Genomic DNA, 16,059 nt, shown 5'->3' on the forward strand with positions numbered 1-16,059 from the left:
CGAATGGGATAGCATAAACGCCGCCACGAATAATGACCAGTACTTAAGGCGCTAAACGATCGATATTCCAATGAGTTTGCTCTCGCTGATACAGAAAACGGTCGTGAAGCCGATTTATGCGCCCCTGCCAAAACTCGATTTCGTTAATGCTGACGCGAAAGCCGCCCCAGAAGCTGGGCAAAGGCACTTCTCCCTGCAAAAACTTCTGCTTAAGTTCAAGAAACTTACCTTCAAGGACGCTTCGCGCCGAAATACGCGACGACTGTTGGGAGACCCAGGCCGCAATCTGGCTCTCTTTAGGCCGGGAATGAAAATATTTTAATACTTCTGTCGGCGACAGGCGTTCCGCTCTCCCGGAAACGATCACCTGGCGTTCAAACATGTGCCACGGGAACAGTAAACTTACCTGATTGTTTTGCGTAATCTCGCGCGCTTTTCGACTACCTAAATTGGTATAAAAAACAAATCCCTTTTCATCGTAGTGCTTGAGCAGCACGATGCGCTGAGACGGGCGGCCGTTTTCATCCACCGTCGCTACGCACATCGCGGTCGGATCGGAAATCTGGGCCTCGCAGGCCTGCTTTAGCCAAAGCTCAAAAAGGGAAAGCGGATCTTCAGGAAGATCCTTTCTACGTAAGCCGCCCTGCGCATACTCCCGACGCAAATCGGCAATGTTTTTTGAAGTGGGCATCGTCAAAAAGCCTATCAGTGTGAAATGAGGCCCTATCTTGCACCCACTCCGGCAGGATTTCAAACGTGGACGAGAAAAAGCAATGCGTTACGGCGCGTTGACGGTGTACAAAAATCCCGCCGGACTCGAGCGCCGTTTTGCGCTGACTCGGGCGGGATGTCAAAAAAGTCGGACTATTTGATCAGCTGACATTCCCTGAGCCTGATATCTTCACCGCGCATAACGATGGCGCCGTCCCCTTTAGACCAAAAGGTATATTCCCCATCGCTGTATCTGGCGCCAGAGGCGGAAACGGCCTGAACCAGCCGACGGGACTGACCGTCCATCATGAGAGTGACGGAATCGCCGGCATTGTCCAGCGTCACTTCCAGCGTTTGCGTTTCACACTGATAAACCAACGTCTCTTTCGCGGCGTCCTGCGCGCTACATCCCGCTATCGCGATAACGGCAGCGATCGTAAACAGCTTTTTCATCGTGTTCCTCCCGTAAAGGTATTTTATTAAATCAAGGAATATAAACTGCGCCCAAAACCGTCTCTCTGGATGCGCCGGTGACCGCCGGTAAATTTCCGGGTTCGCCGGACAGCGTTCTTGCCGCCAGCCAGGCAAACGCTATCGCCTCCATATCGTCACCGCTGATGCCGTAACTGTCCGTTGTTTCAACCGCTGACTCGGGCAAACATTCAGCCAGCCTCGACATCATTAACGGATTGCGCGCACCACCGCCGCATACCAGCAAACGATGACAGCCTCCGGCAGCGATAACCTGTTCAGCGATAGTTTGAACCGTAAATTCCACCAGCGTCGCCTGTACGTCCGCCGGCTCGAGATGCGAGAAGCCTTCAAGCTGCTCATGCAACCATTGAAGATTGAAGCGCTCCCTTCCGGTGCTTTTGGGCGGGGGCTGCTGAAAATAGCGATCGGACATCAGTTTTGCCAGCAAGTCTGCGTTTACGCGGCCTTCACGCGCCCAGCGGGCGTCTTTATCAAAACCCTCGCCCTTGTGCTCCTGTATCCAGGCGTCCATCAGCATATTGCCCGGGCCGGTGTCGTAGCCGCTTACCGGCTGGCCTGGAATGAGTAAGGACAAATTGGCGATGCCGCCAATATTGAGAATAAAGCGTCTTTGCGTATCGTCGGCCAGCACGGCCTGATGAAACGCAGGCACCAGCGGCGCGCCCTGGCCGCCGAAGGCCATGTCTTTACGCCTGAAATCGCCAACGGTGACGATGCCGGTCATTGCGGCAACGCGGTTGTTATCGCCTAACTGCATGGTGAACGGCAGTTCCCCCGTCGGCTCATGCCACACGGTTTGACCGTGGCAGCCAATGGCCACAACGTCTTTTGATTCGATGCCGTTATTTTTCAAAAGCCCCAGAACGGCCTCGGCAAACAGAATGCCCAGGCGCAGATCCAGGCGCCCCAAGTGGGAAAGCGTAACGGACTGTCCCTGACAGACGGAAAGGACATCCTGACGGATATCGTCAGGCATAGGATGGAAATAGCTGGCTTTTTGAATTACGGTAGCTTCAGCGATCGTCACCAAAGCTACATCAACGCCGTCAAGACTGGTTCCTGACATGATACCTATATAGTTACCCGCTTTCATTCGTTCATCCCCGTGGCTTTTTTCGTCGTAACCGCTTGGGGCTATTAAAACAAAAATACCCCCAGGATTGCCATATGAAAGAACGATAAGCGTGGGAACGAAACGCTATCCCTTACTGCTGATTTCCATGTCTGCGATATTTTTCTCAAATTTACGAATGATCTCGGCAAACAGCGCCAGCTGCTCCTTCGGGATATCCCGTTCAATCCCTTTTCTAACGCCGTCAACAACGCTGTTCACTTGTTCCAGAATTGGTTTGGCTTCTTCTGTCAAATTGATCTGCTTAGCTCTGCGGTCGCATGGACAAGGTTCTCTCTTTACGTATCCCATACCTTCCAGCTGGTCCAGCGTCCGAACCAGTGACGGCTGCTCGATGCCGATCGCTTTAGCCAACTGAATTTGAGACTGGTTTGGAGGCAGCCCGTTCAGATAATAGAGCGTCACCCAATGCGTTTGAGTGAGCCCGAGCGGCTTAAGCTGAAGGTCAATAATACTGCGCCAGCTACGGACCAAACGGGCAATATCTGCCCCTAAGGTATAATCGTTTTTTGAATTCATAAGATAACCTGACAATTAGTGTAAAACATCAATAACATTAATACGTTTACAATTATTACGCCTTTCATCAAAAAAGACTAATAAATAAAGCATCATTTCGAAATTAATCGACATTAATATGGATTTAATCTACCGTTAAAGCAACATTAAATAAAGGGGAAAGTGATGTGGCGTGCCACACCGCAAAGATAAAACATGCTCAATACATTAATAAAACTGAACTTAACATTAAGTAATTATCAATTAAAAAGCGCCAACTTCGTCCTTTGGCGCTTATATAAAACTGACATCTAAAGCGTTTTAAATTATTTTATCACGCCGCACGCGGCTCTCGCGCCACCGCCGCCCAGAGCCTGCGGATGATCGTCATGGTTATCGCCGCCTGCGTGAACCATTAGCGCAAGCCCCTTAATCTGGGCAATGGTTTTCAGACGCGGTGCAAGTACGGGATAGCTGGCCTTACCATCGCTATCAACGTAAATAGCCGGCAGATCGCCCAAGTGCCCTTTGGCGTTATACGGCCCCAAGTGCTTACCGGTTTTTTCCGGATCAAAATGTCCACCGGCAGCCAGCGCGGCTACCGATTTACCGTCTTTCATACCGGCGTCGCAGCTGCCTTTTTCATGCACGTGGAATCCATGCACTCCTGCGGGAAGCGACGTCAGGTTTGGCGTAAACAGCAAACCATATTCCGTTTCCGTAATAGTGATATTACCGATAGATTGCCCAACTCCCTCAGCGGAAACACTATTCACTGGAACCTCTACGGTAGCGGCCTGAACGCTGGCGCAGGCCGCCAGTGCGGCTAAAGCGGTTAAATAACGTTTCATTGTTTTATCCTTTTAAAAATGCTTAATTATCTAAGCCTTTTTATTATGAGTCATCTATTGGTTAATTACATTTTTGCAACTTGGTAAAGTGACCAAAGTCACGATAACCGCTTGTAGAAGAACCATTTTTATATCGTATCGAAATATAAAAACGTGTGTACATATCAAAAAAGAGAGGGCTGGCTATGTGTGTCATCCTCTTTATCTACAGGTTTCCTGTTCTTAAGCATTTTCCGTTGACGGCATAAGCGTAGCACGTTCTGCTTTTCAGCATCCGTCATGCTCATCCACTGGAAACGCTCGTCCCTGCTTCTGAAGCAGCCCAAGCAGTAGCCTCGATTGTCAGATTGACAAATTCCACGGCATGGAGAGGGAATTGCAAAAAACTCTAACTGTTGAGGCATAGTTGTCTGCTTAGAGAGCGCAATAATTAAACGAAAGATTACTCTAAGGTAATAGATGCAGTTTGACCAGAAAGCAAGCAGCTTATTTGACTCGCCAAACCTCATCCCTCGAGCCTTGTTCTGCGTAAAAATGGCCGCCAGCGCCATCCGTGCGCAATTGCGGGTCACAGCCTGATTATCATATCGATGGAATATCAGTCCATTAACGATAAGAATAATCGTTTATTAATAACGACGCTCGGGTATACTTCATTACGCCTATCACTATCGCTTTTTTGTATTACGAGGACTGCAGCATGCGTTTACTTCACACCATGATCCGCGTAGGTAACCTACAGCGCTCTATCGATTTCTATACTCAGGTTTTGGGCATGCGCCTACTGCGCAGCAGCGAAAATACAGAATATAAATACTCGCTGGCGTTCGTTGGCTATGGCGACGAAAGCCAGGGCGCCGTTATTGAATTAACCTACAACTGGGGCGTGGAAAGCTATGAAATGGGCACCGCGTTCGGCCATATCGCTCTAGGCGTTGATAACGTTGCACAAACCTGCGAACAAATTCGCAGCGCCGGTGGCAAAGTGACGCGCGAAGCGGGCCCGGTCAAAGGCGGCACGACCATTATCGCCTTCGTCGAAGATCCGGACGGATACAAGATAGAGCTTATTGAAAACAAACAGGCCGCCAACGCGTTGGGCAACTGATCCCCTCTCGTCTATCGGGCGCATTTCGCGTCCGATAGTTTTTTTCGACCTATCCCGCAAAATGACCATTACCAAAGAGATTGCCGAGCATCTGGCTCCGTTTTTTGGCATAATGCCCCCTTTTAATCGTCCGCAAAACAGGTAAGTATGGCTGATACAAATACACAGAACTGCTTAAGCGAGCGCTTTCGCGGCTTCTATCCCGTCGTTATTGATGTAGAAACGGCAGGATTCGACCCTCGAACTAACGCCCTGCTGGAAATCGCCGCCTTTACCTTAAAGATGAACGAACAGGGTTGGTTAATTCCCGACCAAAGCCTGCATTTTCACGTCGCTCCCTTTGAGGGTGCAGTGTTATCGCCGGAGGCGTTGGCCTTTAACGGCATCGATCCCCATAATCCTTTACGCGGCGCGGTCAGCGAATATGACGCTTTGCACGCTATTTTTAAAATGGTGCGCAAAGGGATAAAAGACCAGTCGTGCAATCGAGCCATCGTCGTAGCGCACAACGCGGCCTTCGATCACGGATTTCTAATGGCCGCCGCTGAGCGTGCAGGCCTGAAGCGTAACCCCTTTCATCCTTTCGCTACGTTCGATACCGCGGCCCTGAGCGGCCTGGTGCTGGGACAAACGGTACTGGCGAAAGCCTGCATTACGGCCGGGCTTCCCTTCGACAGCGCGCAGGCGCACTCTGCCCTTTACGATACCGAAAGAACGACCGCGCTCTTTTGTGAGCTGGTTAACCGCTGGAAGAAGCTGGGCGGCTGGCCGCTGACGCCGGAACTGTCCACTCACGGCTAGATAGCGTCCCTTAAACGATATCGGCCACCCCGAGGGATGGCCGATGCTTCACTGGTTTCGACTAATGAGAAACGCTTACGCTTCGTCCGCGCTTTGGGCTTTAGCCGCTTCCTTTAGCAGCGGCTGCAGTTCACCGCGTTGATACATTTCAAGAATGATATCGCATCCGCCGATAAGCTCTCCATTAACCCAAAGCTGTGGGAACGTCGGCCAATTAGCATACTTGGGCAGCTCTGCCCGGATATCCGGGTTCTGTAAAATATCAACGTAGGCAAAACGCTCTCCGCAGGCAGAAATAGCCTGAACGGCCTGTGCGCTGAAGCCGCAGCTTGGCAGTTTAGGAGAGCCCTTCATGTATAACAGGATTGGGTTTTCCGCGATTTGAGCCTGAATTTTTTCTACTGTGGTCATGATTTGCTTCCTTAAGCAGACATTGCGCATTTTTGAGTATTGTAGCCTTGAATACGAACAGAAAAAACACTACTTTTCACAGGGATTTAAGCCAGGATGCCGATTTTCGCCTATCCTTTAGTGAGTTCGGGCATTCATGCCCCCGTTCGTTACGATGCTTTTTCCTTTTTTCTCTTTTAATATAGGAAAAAGTTGATAGAATTACCCAATATAACAAAGTTACAACATTTTATTTTCAAATGAGTCATGACGCATGGCCCTCAATCGCAGGCTATGTCGTCACAGAACTCTACTTTTATAAAAGGAGCAAATAATGTCGTTTGAATTACCCGCACTGCCTTATGCCAAGAATGCCCTGGAACCCCATATCTCCGCAGAAACGCTGGAATACCACTACGGCAAGCACCATAACACTTACGTCGTTAACCTGAACAATCTGGTTAAAGGCGGCGAGTTTGAAGGTAAATCACTGGAAGAGATTATCATGAAATCTTCCGGCGGCATCTTCAACAACGCGGCTCAGGTTTGGAACCACACCTTCTATTGGAACTGTCTGGCGCCTAACGCGGGCGGCGAGCCAACCGGCGCGCTGGCTGACGCTATCAACAAAGACTTCGGTTCTTTCGCCGCATTCAAGGAACAGTTTACCGACTCTGCCGTGAAGAACTTCGGTTCTGGCTGGACGTGGCTGGTGAAAAAAGCTGACGGCAAGCTGGCTATCGTGAACACTTCGAATGCCGCTAACCCGATGACCGACGGCGATAAGCCTCTCCTGACGGCTGACGTTTGGGAACACGCGTACTACATCGACTATCGCAACGCGCGTCCTAAGTATATGGAAAACTTCTGGGCGTTGGTTAACTGGGCGTTCGTCGCCAAGAATCTGGGCTAATCCCCCTTACCTAACGCTTTAAACGAAGCCGCCCTCTTTAGTTAAAGAAGGCGGCTTTTTTCATTTATCGTCGACGAAGTACACGACCTCGTGCGCTTCATGCGGCGCCGGAACCTCAAGCTTATCCAGCATCCTGGCAAGCGCCGATTCTGCAACGGGGTAAGGCCTGTCGGCGTTCTGCTTTTTCCAGCGGGCAAAAGGAACCTCGATGTAAACTATCCTGACCTTTGCCCGATAGGCGACAAACAGTGAAACCAGCTGTTGGCGAAGCGAATACGTCAGGTTTGTCGCATTCCAGACAAAGTCGCTGCTTTGCCGCAATAGCTCTCTCGCCCGTTCCTTAGCCTGCTGAACCACCCAGCCGTTAGAGGCTTTGTCATTCGGCTCAATGCGGTGCTGCCGACGGATGTCGTCCAAACTCACGACCGGCATCCCCCGGCAGTATCGGTCCAGATAGCGATCCTTCCCCATCCCCGGCAGGCCGCACAGCATGGTCACCTGACATTCGCAATCGTCATAAGGTTGATAGTCAGCCTGCCCGCCCTCTTTTGAAAAGTAGACGAAACGCGCCAACGCAGAAGGAAACTCCCTCGCCTTTTTCCAACAGGCCTGTTCCATACAGTACAGTTCAAAAAGCTCAATACGCTCCAAAAGCGCCTGTCGGTCCCCACACTCGCGCCCGAGTACGTCAGCTTTAGCCAACGTTGCCAATAGCCCCATATCGCATCGCAGAGATGCCGCCAGCAGCGCTTTTTGCGGATCGGGCTTTTCCATGATCCACAGCGGCAGCCCGTGATGGCGAACAAGCGCTGCTATCTCTTCACGAAGAGCAAAAGGCGTAGGAACGTCTTTAAACAGGATCTGCCTGGCGCTAAGCTCGCCTCGTTTCGCATGCCCAGGAGAAACAATAGTGCCGTCTTCATCAATTCGGGTTGTGCTTCTCTTTTCTACGTCGTGTAGCGCCGCCGCCGCCCAGAGGACTTCCTGACGCAGCAAAGAAAGCTGCTGATATTCCGGCAGTTCGACTAACGCACGCAGTACGCGCTGCGTATGCTCAGCAACGTCGCCCTCGGCGTGATGCTTTGGATCCTGCATAACGCCGTGCATATCGGCAAAAAAAGAAAAGCGCTGCGTTAAGTGGCTCCACGACCTGTCGTCACTAAAGCGCCAGTTCATGCTCGCCTCCCCGATCGTTACGCTCATAGCGGAGCTGCGCCCTTTTCCAGCTGCGTTTCCAGTGAACGTCGGTCTTTACGTGATTTTTTCGAACATACTTAAAGACGTTGTGCGCAAATGCCTCTACGGGATATTCATCCTGATTTCGGCTGACAACCCCCTCCATAGAACAGGGTTGATTTGTATGCGTATCCCACGAATCAAAACCGCTGGGCCCTTGGGACGTTTCAATAATTTGCCGGCTGAACGCGACTCCATCACTGGCGCTGTCGATATTAAGCTCGGGTACCCGAGGAAAATCAAACAGGGCCGCGTAAAATCCAACCTCTTCCCAGCTTAGCCAACAGTCTTTGCAGCGTACCGCAAAGACGAAAAAGTCATGCTCCAAACGGCGGTATTCAATCGAATGAATAGCGTATAAATTTTCACCAAAGATTTCGATGTCGTTTAAGTCGTTCTTAATCAGCGCCCAGCGCTGACGAATTTTCTGCGTCCACGCCGACTGCGTCGGCGCTGCATGAGAGCGTGCAAATACGCCGTACTTATTCAGGCAGTTGTTTTCGCCGTCCAACTTTTCGGTATGCACCAATGCCTCAATGCGGGAAACGTCATCCCACCACGTAGGGTTAATGCGATCGTCGCTGGTAGTACCGGGCGAAAACGGATAGTGATAGGTCCTGCCGTATTTCCTTGATTGTCCATTCATCATGTTTATTCCTATGTCTACGAGTGCGCGCAGTTTCGCCGCGCGGTAGACGCTGTCCTCATGAGTAATGGTCAAAAGGCAACTGTGTCTGAAACGAGCGCACGGTCTGTTTACCCAGGCTAGCGGGCTATTTTAACGAGAAAAAAGCGTAATAACGGAGGAGATTAAACGCAGTGTAGGTGAAAGCGCGCGAATATTAACAGGATAGAGAGAGGATTGCCAATAGCGGGGAGCACAAATTCTCACCGCTATTGTTCAATTACGGCAGTTCAACCTTAAAAAGCTGACGGAAGTTATGGCTCGTTGCCTGCGCAAACGCTTCAAGCTCAACGCGCTTTAAAACGGCCAGGTATTCGGCCACGTCGCGCACGTAGGCGGGGCGATTCTCCTTGCCGCGATGGGGCACCGGCGCTAAATAAGGCGAATCGGTTTCAATCAGCATGCGGTCTAATGGCACGTAGCGCGCCGCTTCCCTAAGCGCGTCCGCGTTGCGGAACGTCACAATGCCGGAAAACGAAATATAAAAACCAAGATCCAACAGCTGCCTTGCCGTATCGCAGTCTTCGGTAAAACAGTGCAGTACTCCGCCGCAGTCTCTCGCATTCTCTTCTTTCAGAATAGCGAGTGTATCTTTACGCGCGTCGCGAGTATGAACAATCACGGGCTTATTCAACGCATTGCCAACCTGAATATGCTGTCGAAAGCTAAGCTGCTGTAGCGGAATATTATCCTGCTGATAATAGTAATCCAGCCCGGTTTCTCCCAGCGCCACTACGCGAGAAGCCGCAGCCAAAGCCTGAAGTTGCTCAAGCCGATACGGCTCATCGAGATTTAGCGGATGAACGCCGCAGGAAAGAAAGACGTTCGAGTACGCAGCGACGCTGTCATAAAGCGCCTGAAAGCCTGGCAACGTTGTAGATACTGCCAGGCAGGCATGAACGTCACGGCGCTTGGCCTCCGCCAGAACGCCGTTCAGATCGACGCCCTGCTTGTCGAAGTCTAAAGCGTCAAGGTGACAGTGTGAATCAACTAAGTACATAAGAAATATTGCTCAAAGAACCCAACGTTAAGCTAATCCGCTCTCCGTTTGGTTTAACATATTGGTTAATAAAAGCTCGCGATTTATGCCGGCGACCGTCTGCAGTTCGCGCCGACACGCAAGCCAGCGCTGCGTTATACGGTTAATCTGCCCTGGGGACATAATGACCGCCAATCGCTGTACGGTATCGATCGCATCCTGATTGACAATATAGCTCCCCGCGCCCTGCTGATGCTTAACGACGTCCAGCAGCAGCGAAACGCTCCAGTGGATGCGCTCGGCCGCATTGTCTTCATTGAGCAGCGGCAAAAGCAGCAGCAAATCGCGCCGTTCAAAGGCTTCAGCCATCCGCTGACAAATCGCCGCGCGCGCGGCCCAGACGTCAGACGTTAACAGCTGCTGCGCGGCAACGGGCGCGCCGTTGCTTAATCGCAGCGCGGTGCGCAGGCTGTCCGGCTGTCCGGCGTTCTGCCGGCGCAGCCACTCAACGCTAAACGCCTCATCCGGACACGCAAGCAGCCAATGCAGGCACCGGCTTCGAATGGTCGGCAGCAGCGCAGAAGGCTCGTGACAAGACAGCAAAAAGTAGGTGTGTTCCGGGGGCTCTTCGAGGGTTTTTAGCAGCGCGTTGGCCGCCGCTTCGCTCAGCCGTTCCGTTTCACGGATCCAGGCGACCTTAACGCCGCCCTGCTGCGCACGGTTGTAGAGCGTTTCCGTCAGCTGGCGCACCGTTTCAACGCCGATAGCCGTTTTGCCCTTTTCCGGTTCGACAACGTGCCAATCCGGGTGGGTTCCCGCCTTCATCATGTGACAATTATGGCAGACGCCGCAGGTTTTCTCCCCCTGCGGTTCCTGACACATCAACCAGTATCCCAACGCCTGAACCAGCGGCTCATCGCCGCAGCCAGGGATCGACTGCAGCAGCAGCGCATGATGGCTGCGATCGGAGGAGTATTGGGCAACCAGCTGCCGGTATGCAGGGGTCAGCCACGGATACCAAATCACGCGTTTTTCTCCAACCACTGCCTTACGGCGGTACGAATATCCGACGTCACCTGCTCTAAAGGCTGAGACGCGTCGATAGTAACGATCGAGCAGTCCTGCTCGGCCAACTCTCTATAGCGCTCGCGAGTACGCTCAAAAAAGGCCAAAGACTCTTTTTCTATGCGGTCCAAAGCGCCTCTTGCTCTGGCTCTCGCCAAACCCTGCTCGGGAGGAATATCCAGATAAAGCGTCAAATCGGGGTGGAAATTGCCTAAAACGGCGTCTCTAAGGGTCGTCATCAGCCCTGCATCGATGCCTCGGCCGCCTCCCTGATAGGCCTGAGACGAAAGGTCGTGCCGATCGCCTATCACCCACTCTCCCTGCGCCAGAGCCGGTTTTATTACGTTCTCGACCAGCTGCACGCGTGACGTGTACATCATCAGCAGTTCGGCTTTATCCGTAATTCGTTCATCGTGCACACCCTCTTTGACCAGCGCACGCAGTTTTTCCGCCAGCGGCGTACCGCCAGGCTCTCGCGTAAAGCGGATATGTTCGATGCCCCAACGCTTAAGTTCAGAAACAACGGTTTCCCGCGCGGTGGTTTTCCCCGCGCCTTCCAGCCCTTCAATAACGATAAACTTACCCTGAGTCATTACTATTTTCCCGCTCGAAGCGTTTGCAAATACTGACGAACCGCCTGATTGTGACTTTGCAGGTTGGTGGTAAACGTATGGCCGCCCTTACCGTCGGCGACAAAATACAGATAGTTGGTCTTCGCCGGATGCGCCGCGGCTTTCAAAGAGGCCAGCCCCGGCATGGCGATGGGCGTCGGCGGCAGTCCGTCAATTGTATAGGTATTGTAGGGCGTCGGCGTAGTTAAGTCTTTACGGGTAATGTTGCCGTTATACTGGCTACCCATACCGTAGATCACCGTCGGATCGGTCTGCAGCTTCATGCCAATGCGCATGCGGTTGATAAAGACGGAAGCCACCTTGTCGCGTTCGGCGTCCACCGCCGTTTCTTTTTCAATAATCGACGCCATGATCACCATTTCATACGGCGTCTTATACGGCAGGTTTTCTTCGCGCCCCGCCCAAACTTCGTCTACGGTCTTCTTCATTTTATCGTGGGCGCGCTTAAGCAACGCCAGATCGGTCGTCCCGGCCGTATAGTTATAGGTATCCGGATACAGCCAACCTTCCGGGTGAACCGGGGAGTCAATTGCCAGCTTCTCCGCGATCTGCGCTTCGCTCAGCCCCTGCAGTGAATGCTTCACATAAGGCGCCTGTTCAAGCAGCGGGATCCAGTCCTGCACTCGCGTGCCTTCAATGAATCGAATAGAAAACTGAGCCTCTTTTCCGGAGCGAAAAAGCAGCAGCATCTCTTTCACGTCCATATCCGGCGTCAGCTGGTAGGTTCCCGCTTTAAATCCGCCCAGTTCCGGCTTGAGGCGCAGCAGCCACGGCAGCGGTTTAACGTCCCCGATAACGCCTTTATCCACCAGGAGTTTGCCAAGCGCCGCCTGTCCGGTTCCCGCAGGAAGCGTAAAATAAACGGCGTCTTGAACGCTAAGCGGCGTCTGTTCGTATTTTTGCAGCCATTGATACCCGACAAAGGCTCCGGCAGCTCCTGCCAGAATTGCGACGGCTAAAATCCCTATGAGTTTTTTCTTCATTGCCCTGGTCACTTAATGGGTGGTTTTAAACGCGGTTACTGTATGACGCTATCGTGGTACTACAATACCAAATTCTATAAGCAAAACGGCCCGGTGAATATACCGGGCCGTCTTAATTATATTATTGCGACGGCTCCGCAGAGCCGCTCACTGCTTAAACCTTACGGAACAGCACAGAACCGTTGGTTCCGCCGAAGCCGAAAGAGTTACACAGCGCGTATTCCATCCCCTTAACCTGGCGCGCTTCGTGAGGCACAAAGTCCAGATCGCACCCTTCGTCCGGATTGTCCAGGTTGATAGTAGGAGGTATCGCCTGATCGCGCAGCGCAAGAATAGAGAAAATAGACTCTACCGCGCCGGCTGCGCCCAGCAGGTGGCCCGTCATTGACTTGGTTGAGCTGACCATCACGCGCTTGGCGTCTTCTTTGAAGATCGTTTTCACCGCTTGCGCTTCAGCTTTATCCCCGGCATTCGTTGAGGTGCCGTGTGCGTTGACGTAGCCAATTTGTGACGGCGTCACGCCTGCATCGCGCAGCGCGTTTTCCATAGCCAATGCGGCGCCCGCGCCGTCTTCCGGCGGTGACGTCATGTGGTAGGCATCGCTGCTCATACCGAAGCCGACGACTTCAGCGTAGATCTTGGCGCCGCGCTTCTTGGCGTGGTCGTACTCCTCCAACACCAGAATGCCCGCGCCGTCGCCCAGCACAAAGCCGTCGCGGTCTTTGTCCCAGGGGCGGCTCGCCGCCTGCGGATTATCGTTACGCGTAGACAGCGCGCGGGCCGCGCCGAAACCGCCAACGCCTAACGGCGTACTCGCCTTTTCGCCGCCGCCGGCTACCATGACGTCCGCATCGCCATAGGCGATAATACGCGCCGCATGGCCAATGTTGTGAACGCCAGAAGTACAGGCCGTAGCAATAGAGATACTAGGACCTCTAAAGCCATAAATAATGGATAAATGGCCTGCGATCATGTTCACGATCGTCGAAGGCACAAAGAATGGGCTCACCTTGCGCGGACCGCCGGTCATCAAAGCGCCGTGGTTTTCCTCAATCAGGCCAAGACCGCCAATGCCAGAGCCGATGGCGGCGCCGATGCGAGGCGCATTTTCCGGGGTAATTTCAATACCGGAATCTTTAATAGCCTGCATGCCGGCTACGATACCGTATTGAATAAAGGGATCCATTTTTCTCGCGTCTTTACGCGAAATAAAATCGTCTGAATTAAAACCTTTTACTAAACCAGCAAAACGCGTGGCAAAGGCGCTGGTGTCGAAATGGTCAATAAGGCTGATACCGCTCTGCCCGGCAAGAAGAGCCTGCCATGTAGTCTCTACAGTGTTGCCGACAGGGGATAACATGCCCATTCCGGTCACTACAACTCGACGCTTAGACACGTTGAATCCTCCAGAGGGGGGAATGACTTGTTGTTGGATATGAAAAAACTTAGGCGGTCGAGTGACCGCCTAGATAGATATGTCTGATTACGCGTTAGCAGCCGTGATGTAATCAATCGCCGCTTGAACCGTAGTAATCTTTTCTGCTTCTTCGTCTGGAATCTCAGTATCAAACTCTTCTTCCAGAGCCATAACCAGCTCAACGGTGTCAAGAGAATCAGCGCCCAGGTCTTCTACGAAAGAAGCACTGTTTTTGACTTCTTCTTCTTTAACACCCAGTTGCTCAATGATAATTTTCTTAACACGTTCTTCGATAGTGCTCATACTCTTAAATTTCCTATCAAAACTCGCTAACGCGATGGTTTTCGTAGTTTATTCAATGTTGAAAAAGATGCAACCAAATATAGGCTGGTCGAACCAGAATTTTGAACCAACTTGCTAAATTTAGCGCAAATTGAACAAAAATTCATCGATTCTTTACAGCATATACATGCCACCATTCACATGTAAGGTTTCACCCGTAATGTATCCAGCTTCATCAGAGGCCAAAAATGCAGCAGCGCTGGCAATCTCTTTTGCGTCGCCTAAACGGTTTGCGGGAACCTGTGACAAAATGCCTGACCGTTGTTCATCTGTCAATGCACGCGTCATGTCGGTCTCGATAAAACCGGGAGCGATGACGTTAACCGTAATGCCTCTGGAGGCAACCTCACGCGCCAGCGATTTGCTAAAACCGATAACTCCGGCCTTAGCCGCGGCGTAGTTAGCCTGCCCTGCATTACCCATTGTACCAACAACTGAGCCAATAGTAATTATGCGGCCATAACGTTTTTTCATCATGGCGCGCATAACGGCCTTCGACAGGCGGAAAATGGCGGTCAAGTTGGTATCAATAATGTCCTGCCACTCTTCGTCTTTCATACGCATCAGCAGGTTATCGCGCGTAATGCCGGCATTGTTGACGAGAATATCAACATCGCCAAATTCCGCACGAATCGCCTCAAGCGTCGATTCGACTGAAGCGGCGTCGGTGACGTTCAGCGCCAGGCCTTTGCCCTGTGCGCCCAAATATTCGCTAATAGACTGAGCGCCGCTTTCTGACGTAGCCGTGCCGATGACGCGTGCGCCCTCAGCGGCCAGTCGCTGTGCAATAGCTTTGCCAATCCCGCGGCTGGCGCCGGTGACAAGAGCAATTTTTCCTTCTAACTTCATGCAGTTCCCCTTTAGGATAAATTCGGTTTTCGCTTACCCTTCAAGCGCGCCTTGCAGGCTGGCAGGATCGTTGACCGCAGCCGCGGACAGAGTGTCCACAATGCGCTTAGTCAAACCGGTCAGCACTTTACCTGGCCCCATTTCCAGAAGATGGGTCACGTTTTGCGACGCCATAAACTCAACGGTTTCCGTCCAGCGAACGGGGCTATAAAGCTGGCGAACCAGCGCGTCGCGAATCGCATCGCCGTCGGTCTCAGCTTTTACGTCTACGTTATTGATAACGGCGATCTTCGGTGCGCTAAACTCAATGTCTTTCAACGCCTGAGCCAGCTTGTCGGCCGCGGGCTTCATCAGCGCGCAGTGGGACGGAACGCTGACGGAAAGCGGCAGCGCGCGCTTGGCGCCAGCGGCTTTACATGCGGCGCCCGCGCGTTCGACGGCTTCTTTATTGCCGGCGATAACAACCTGCCCTGGCGAGTTAAAGTTGACGGGCGCAACGACCTGCCCCTGAGCGGACTCCTCACAGGCTTTGGCAATTTCATCGTTGCCAAGACCAATGATGGCGTACATCGCGCCGGTACCTTCCGGCACGGCGTCCTGCATCAGCTTGCCGCGCAGCTCAACCAGGCGAACGGCGTCTTTAAACGCCAGAACGCCGGCGCAAACCAGCGCAGAGTATTCACCCAGGCTATGGCCCGCCAGCATCGCTGGGGCCTTACCGCCCTTTTGCTGCCATACGCGCCAAACGGCGACCGAAGCGGCCAGCAGCGCGGGCTGCGTTTGCCACGTTTTGTTCAACTCGGCTTCCGGCCCCTGCTGGACCAGCTGCCATAAGTCATAGCCGAGCGCCTCAGAGGCTTCGGCAAACGTTTCTTTTACCAGTGAATTCTCTTCGGCCAATGCGGCGAGCATGCCTACGGACTGAGATCCCTGGCCCGGAAAAACAACGGCAAATTGACTCATACTTTTATT

At 52.4% G+C, this 16,059-nt stretch carries 20 protein-coding genes; 3 read left to right on the top strand and 17 right to left on the bottom strand.

All coding sequences use genetic code 11. The features are described from left to right. Window positions 1-43 precede the first annotated feature (43 nt). The 6 genes from pdxH to G544_RS0103290 all read right to left on the bottom strand — a co-directional run bounded on the left by pdxH (window position 44) and on the right by G544_RS0103290 (window position 4,091). Window positions 44-691, bottom strand: a complete 648-nt coding sequence (gene pdxH, locus G544_RS0103265; RefSeq protein ID WP_036023110.1) for a pyridoxamine 5'-phosphate oxidase — start codon at window positions 689-691, stop codon at window positions 44-46. 173 nt (window positions 692-864) lie between these two features. Beyond that, complete coding sequence (locus tag G544_RS0103270) at window positions 865-1,164, bottom strand: MliC family protein (RefSeq protein ID WP_027273258.1); 300 nt, start codon at window positions 1,162-1,164, stop codon at window positions 865-867. 31 nt (window positions 1,165-1,195) lie between these two features. Further along, on the bottom strand, window positions 1,196-2,299 hold the full coding sequence (anmK, locus tag G544_RS0103275) for an anhydro-N-acetylmuramic acid kinase (RefSeq protein WP_027273259.1): 1,104 nt from the start codon (window positions 2,297-2,299) through the stop codon (window positions 1,196-1,198). Between the two features lie 105 nt (window positions 2,300-2,404). Then, window positions 2,405-2,857 carry a transcriptional regulator SlyA gene (slyA, locus tag G544_RS0103280; protein WP_027273260.1) on the bottom strand — a complete coding sequence of 151 codons (453 nt, stop codon included), beginning with the start codon at window positions 2,855-2,857 and terminating at the stop codon, window positions 2,405-2,407. Window positions 2,858-3,162: 305 nt separating this feature from the next. Next, window positions 3,163-3,687 (bottom strand): superoxide dismutase family protein, encoded by a 525-nt coding sequence (gene sodC, locus G544_RS0103285; RefSeq protein ID WP_036023112.1) that lies wholly within the window; start codon window positions 3,685-3,687, stop codon window positions 3,163-3,165. Window positions 3,688-3,851: 164 nt separating this feature from the next. Continuing rightward, on the bottom strand, window positions 3,852-4,091 hold the full coding sequence (locus G544_RS0103290; RefSeq protein WP_027273262.1) for a DUF1289 domain-containing protein: 240 nt from the start codon (window positions 4,089-4,091) through the stop codon (window positions 3,852-3,854). 296 nt (window positions 4,092-4,387) lie between these two features. Here G544_RS0103290 and gloA point away from each other — a divergent pair, with 296 nt between their 5' ends. Together gloA and rnt are read left to right on the top strand one after the other, a co-directional pair. Further along, window positions 4,388-4,795, top strand: coding sequence for a lactoylglutathione lyase (gloA, locus tag G544_RS0103295; RefSeq protein ID WP_027273263.1), 408 nt, complete (start codon window positions 4,388-4,390; stop codon window positions 4,793-4,795). A gap of 147 nt (window positions 4,796-4,942) precedes the next feature. Beyond that, a complete protein-coding gene (gene rnt / locus G544_RS0103300; RefSeq protein WP_027273264.1) occupies window positions 4,943-5,596 on the top strand; it encodes a ribonuclease T in 654 nt (217 codons plus the stop codon). A gap of 75 nt (window positions 5,597-5,671) precedes the next feature. On the opposite strand, the gene G544_RS0103305 is transcribed toward rnt, so the two are convergent. Next, the gene (locus tag G544_RS0103305; RefSeq protein WP_027273265.1) at window positions 5,672-6,007 is read right to left on the bottom strand and encodes a Grx4 family monothiol glutaredoxin; all 336 of its coding nucleotides are present in this window, start codon (window positions 6,005-6,007) and stop codon (window positions 5,672-5,674) included. Between the two features lie 313 nt (window positions 6,008-6,320). Between G544_RS0103305 and sodB the strand changes: the two genes are divergently transcribed. Then, the gene (sodB, locus tag G544_RS0103310) at window positions 6,321-6,899 is read left to right on the top strand and encodes a superoxide dismutase [Fe] (RefSeq protein ID WP_027273266.1); all 579 of its coding nucleotides are present in this window, start codon (window positions 6,321-6,323) and stop codon (window positions 6,897-6,899) included. A gap of 60 nt (window positions 6,900-6,959) precedes the next feature. Here sodB and G544_RS0103315 read toward each other — a convergent pair whose 3' ends face one another. From G544_RS0103315 to fabD, 10 genes are all read right to left on the bottom strand, one after another. Further along, complete coding sequence (locus G544_RS0103315) at window positions 6,960-8,075, bottom strand: AAA family ATPase (RefSeq protein ID WP_027273267.1); 1,116 nt, start codon at window positions 8,073-8,075, stop codon at window positions 6,960-6,962. Next, a complete protein-coding gene (locus tag G544_RS0103320) occupies window positions 8,059-8,781 on the bottom strand; it encodes an RNA ligase family protein (protein WP_027273268.1) in 723 nt (240 codons plus the stop codon). Before G544_RS0103320 ends, G544_RS0103315 begins: the two co-directional genes overlap by 17 nt. Window positions 8,782-9,040: 259 nt before the next feature. Continuing rightward, on the bottom strand, window positions 9,041-9,820 hold the full coding sequence (locus G544_RS0103325) for a metal-dependent hydrolase (RefSeq protein WP_027273269.1): 780 nt from the start codon (window positions 9,818-9,820) through the stop codon (window positions 9,041-9,043). 27 nt (window positions 9,821-9,847) lie between these two features. Beyond that, complete coding sequence (holB, locus tag G544_RS0103330; protein WP_027273270.1) at window positions 9,848-10,825, bottom strand: DNA polymerase III subunit delta'; 978 nt, start codon at window positions 10,823-10,825, stop codon at window positions 9,848-9,850. Further along, on the bottom strand, window positions 10,822-11,457 hold the full coding sequence (tmk, locus tag G544_RS0103335; RefSeq protein ID WP_027273271.1) for a dTMP kinase: 636 nt from the start codon (window positions 11,455-11,457) through the stop codon (window positions 10,822-10,824). The genes holB and tmk overlap by 4 nt, the downstream gene beginning before the upstream one ends. Before the next feature lie 2 nt (window positions 11,458-11,459). Beyond that, entirely contained in the window at window positions 11,460-12,479 is a 1,020-nt protein-coding gene (gene mltG / locus G544_RS0103340) for an endolytic transglycosylase MltG (RefSeq protein ID WP_027273272.1), read from the bottom strand. Window positions 12,480-12,633: 154 nt separating this feature from the next. Beyond that, entirely contained in the window at window positions 12,634-13,875 is a 1,242-nt protein-coding gene (gene fabF / locus G544_RS0103345; protein WP_071783247.1) for a beta-ketoacyl-ACP synthase II, read from the bottom strand. Between the two features lie 87 nt (window positions 13,876-13,962). After that, complete coding sequence (gene acpP, locus G544_RS0103350; protein WP_027273274.1) at window positions 13,963-14,199, bottom strand: acyl carrier protein; 237 nt, start codon at window positions 14,197-14,199, stop codon at window positions 13,963-13,965. A 153-nt stretch (window positions 14,200-14,352) separates the two neighbouring features. Further along, complete coding sequence (gene fabG / locus G544_RS0103355) at window positions 14,353-15,087, bottom strand: 3-oxoacyl-ACP reductase FabG (protein WP_027273275.1); 735 nt, start codon at window positions 15,085-15,087, stop codon at window positions 14,353-14,355. Between the two features lie 33 nt (window positions 15,088-15,120). After that, a complete protein-coding gene (gene fabD / locus G544_RS0103360; RefSeq protein WP_027273276.1) occupies window positions 15,121-16,050 on the bottom strand; it encodes an ACP S-malonyltransferase in 930 nt (309 codons plus the stop codon). Window positions 16,051-16,059: the final 9 nt, after the last annotated feature.

Origin of the sequence: Leminorella grimontii ATCC 33999 = DSM 5078 (genome assembly GCF_000439085.1) — a bacterium.
Classification (GTDB): Bacteria; Pseudomonadota; Gammaproteobacteria; order Enterobacterales; family Enterobacteriaceae; genus Leminorella; species Leminorella grimontii.